Consider the following 2,487-nt stretch of genomic DNA (forward strand, 5'->3'; position numbering starts at 1 on the left):
GGCCCGGACGGATTGAAGACCGAACGAGTGCGCCTCGTTGAGATACTGGTCGATGTCGAGTAGGTCAGCCCCCTTACGGGAGCTTTCCCCTCTAAGAACCGTACGTGAGAGTTTCCCCTCATACGGCTCAAGCAATTCAAAACTTTTATTTGTAACTAAAAGCCGGCTCATAGTAACTTCCATTTATTTCTGTTAGTAATTCGGCTGCAATGATCATGTATTAGGACTTTCGCCTTTCTACTGCTCCCTGTCATTTCAGTAATTTTCCAGGGAGTTTCCCGTGTGATGTGCTTGCCACACACAGGGCAACATTGCATTTGCTGATTCCACAGGCGATAGATATATTGCTTGCCGTCTAAGTGTGCAAGCATTCTTCGGGTCTTGTATTGATCGAAGAAATCTTTCCAATCGGCATCATACGGGTTGGCCTCACTGCGGATTTTGATATGTCGCTTTATTTTCGTATCCGACAATCTCACAAGAGTGTGGTATTTATCCACTTTCCTGTTTTCAAGCGGTACGGCAAAAGTCCAGCTTCTACCTCTTACAGTGTGATAATACTTGTTGGCAATCCATCGTTTACCTTTTTTGGGATGTCTTCTGCGAGACCATCGCCATAGTTTGTTGAAAATTTGTGCATCTGTTTTACGGAAAGTTTCCGATGCAGAACACCCCTTGTAGTAGTTCGCCCATCCTCTAATGACTGGGTTTAGCAATCGTATCAAAGATTGTTGCTTAGAAGACTTGTTCTTGTCCACTATTTCACGAACCTTATCTAAAAATCTCTTTCGACTCTTCTTGGATGGTTTTGTGATAAACTTGCCTTTATATTTTCTGATATTGAACCCAAGAAAATCAAACCCTTCTTCTATATGAGTTATCTTAGTCTTTTCTTCTGATAAGGTAAGCCCTCTTGCTTGAAGAAACTCAATGACTAATGGTTTAACATGGTTCTCCAACAACTCCTTACTCTCTCCTGTGATAATAAAATCATCCGCGTAGCGAACAAGATTTATCATAGGAGTATAGTAATTTTTCTTCGAGCGGTTTATCGGAAAGCTATCGGCAAGCAGTTTTTCCAGTCCGTCCAAAGTCATATTTGCAAGAGTTGGGGAGATGATGCCGCCTTGAGGAGTTCCCTCCTCTGTCGGAAAAAGTTGCTTGTTGAAAATAAATCCACTTTTCAACCATTTACGGAGCAAAACTTTATCCATAGGGATATTGTCAAGCAACCATTCATGACTGATATGGTCGAAACAACCTTTGATATCACCTTCTAAGATCCATTGTGGGGATGTCGTCCTTGCCAGGTCATTGAAGCATTGTTGAACGGCATCTGCCGTGCTCCTTTCTTTTCTGAAACCATAAGAATTGGCATCAGCCGTTGTTTCAGCTACGGGAGCCAGTGCCATCAGATACAATGCCTGCATAGCCCGGTCTTTCATAGTTGGTATACCCAATGGTCTTAATTTCCCGTTACTCTTTCTGATATGTACTCGTCTCAGAGGTTGGGGTGTATAACCTCTCCTTTTCAGTTCGGTTATTGCACACACTTTAGCATCTGGCGTTTTCCATGTTACCATATCGACGCCAGCCGTTTTACTCCCATTATTGGAAGTTACACGTCTTACCGCTAATGCTTTAGCGTAAAACGAGTGGGTCAGTGTCCACTGCAAGGCTTTGACCTTGTTGTGGCGACCCTCTTTTTGAGCCTTTACAATACGCGCTTGTAGCTTTTGAACCGCAGCTTCGCATTTGAGCCAATTTATACTGTCCCATTTGCTCTGCGTTTGGTCAGTCGATGCACACGATTTTTTAATTTCGTTCATTTGCTTTTCTCCTTTTAAAAGTTCTAAAAGTTTCTTGTAAAGAATCACCTACCGCAGAAGTCAGCCTGCTTTCGCAGCGGGATGATGTTTCAATCCCTATTCACCCCATTACAGGGTGGCATTCGCTTTTTCTGCAATCCTATACCCGCACTCCATTCGGCATTCCTTACGGTCTGCTTACCTGTCATTGGCAGGAGAAATACGGGCTTACTACGTTCCGTGCAAGTAACTTATAAGTGGGTTAGGTTCTGTCTATTACACCGGCAGTACTCTGTTCGTGTATTCCCAGAATGGAGAGGAATAACCGACTGCTTCCCTTTTGGGCTGAAGCCTATCAGTATCTTTGGCTTCTTCAACCTTACGACGTTTAGACGACAGTTCGCTTACGCTAACCATACCACCCAAGCCAAGCTCCCTGACTGTATGATACTAACAGCCATTGTCTTTCCCTCACGGTTCTGACTGCTCCTTTCGGAAGGGCTACCTTGTCTGGACAGCTTTGATACAGTATATTACTATTGGTGCATCTGTCCATAGGCTACCGTTGACGAAACAACGGGTTAAATCTAAGTTTAACAATTACTTACACAGCGACGTATCGCACCCACTCCTTGTTTATCTGGTTCCCGCGGGAGTAGCGGGAAAGGGACTGCATGTT

2 protein-coding genes and 1 pseudogene are annotated in these 2,487 nt (G+C 43.9%); all 3 read right to left on the reverse strand.

Features of this window, described 5'->3' with window-relative positions; all coding sequences use genetic code 11:
• Window positions 1-171 (reverse strand): annotated as a pseudogene (locus tag QZ379_RS12400) (TraG family conjugative transposon ATPase); the annotation flags it as partial.
• A complete protein-coding gene (gene ltrA, locus QZ379_RS12405) occupies window positions 168-1,829 on the reverse strand; it encodes a group II intron reverse transcriptase/maturase (RefSeq protein ID WP_004319152.1) in 1,662 nt (553 codons plus the stop codon). The gene ltrA and the pseudogene QZ379_RS12400, both read right to left, overlap by 4 nt.
• A gap of 255 nt (window positions 1,830-2,084) precedes the next feature.
• Window positions 2,085-2,225: a hypothetical protein gene (locus QZ379_RS12410; RefSeq protein ID WP_009123638.1), complete on the reverse strand. Its 141-nt coding sequence runs from the start codon at window positions 2,223-2,225 to the stop codon at window positions 2,085-2,087.
• Window positions 2,226-2,487 lie beyond the last annotated feature (262 nt).

Origin of the sequence: Bacteroides sp., from assembly GCF_019417265.1 — a bacterium.
Taxonomy (GTDB): Bacteria; Bacteroidota; Bacteroidia; order Bacteroidales; family Bacteroidaceae; genus Phocaeicola.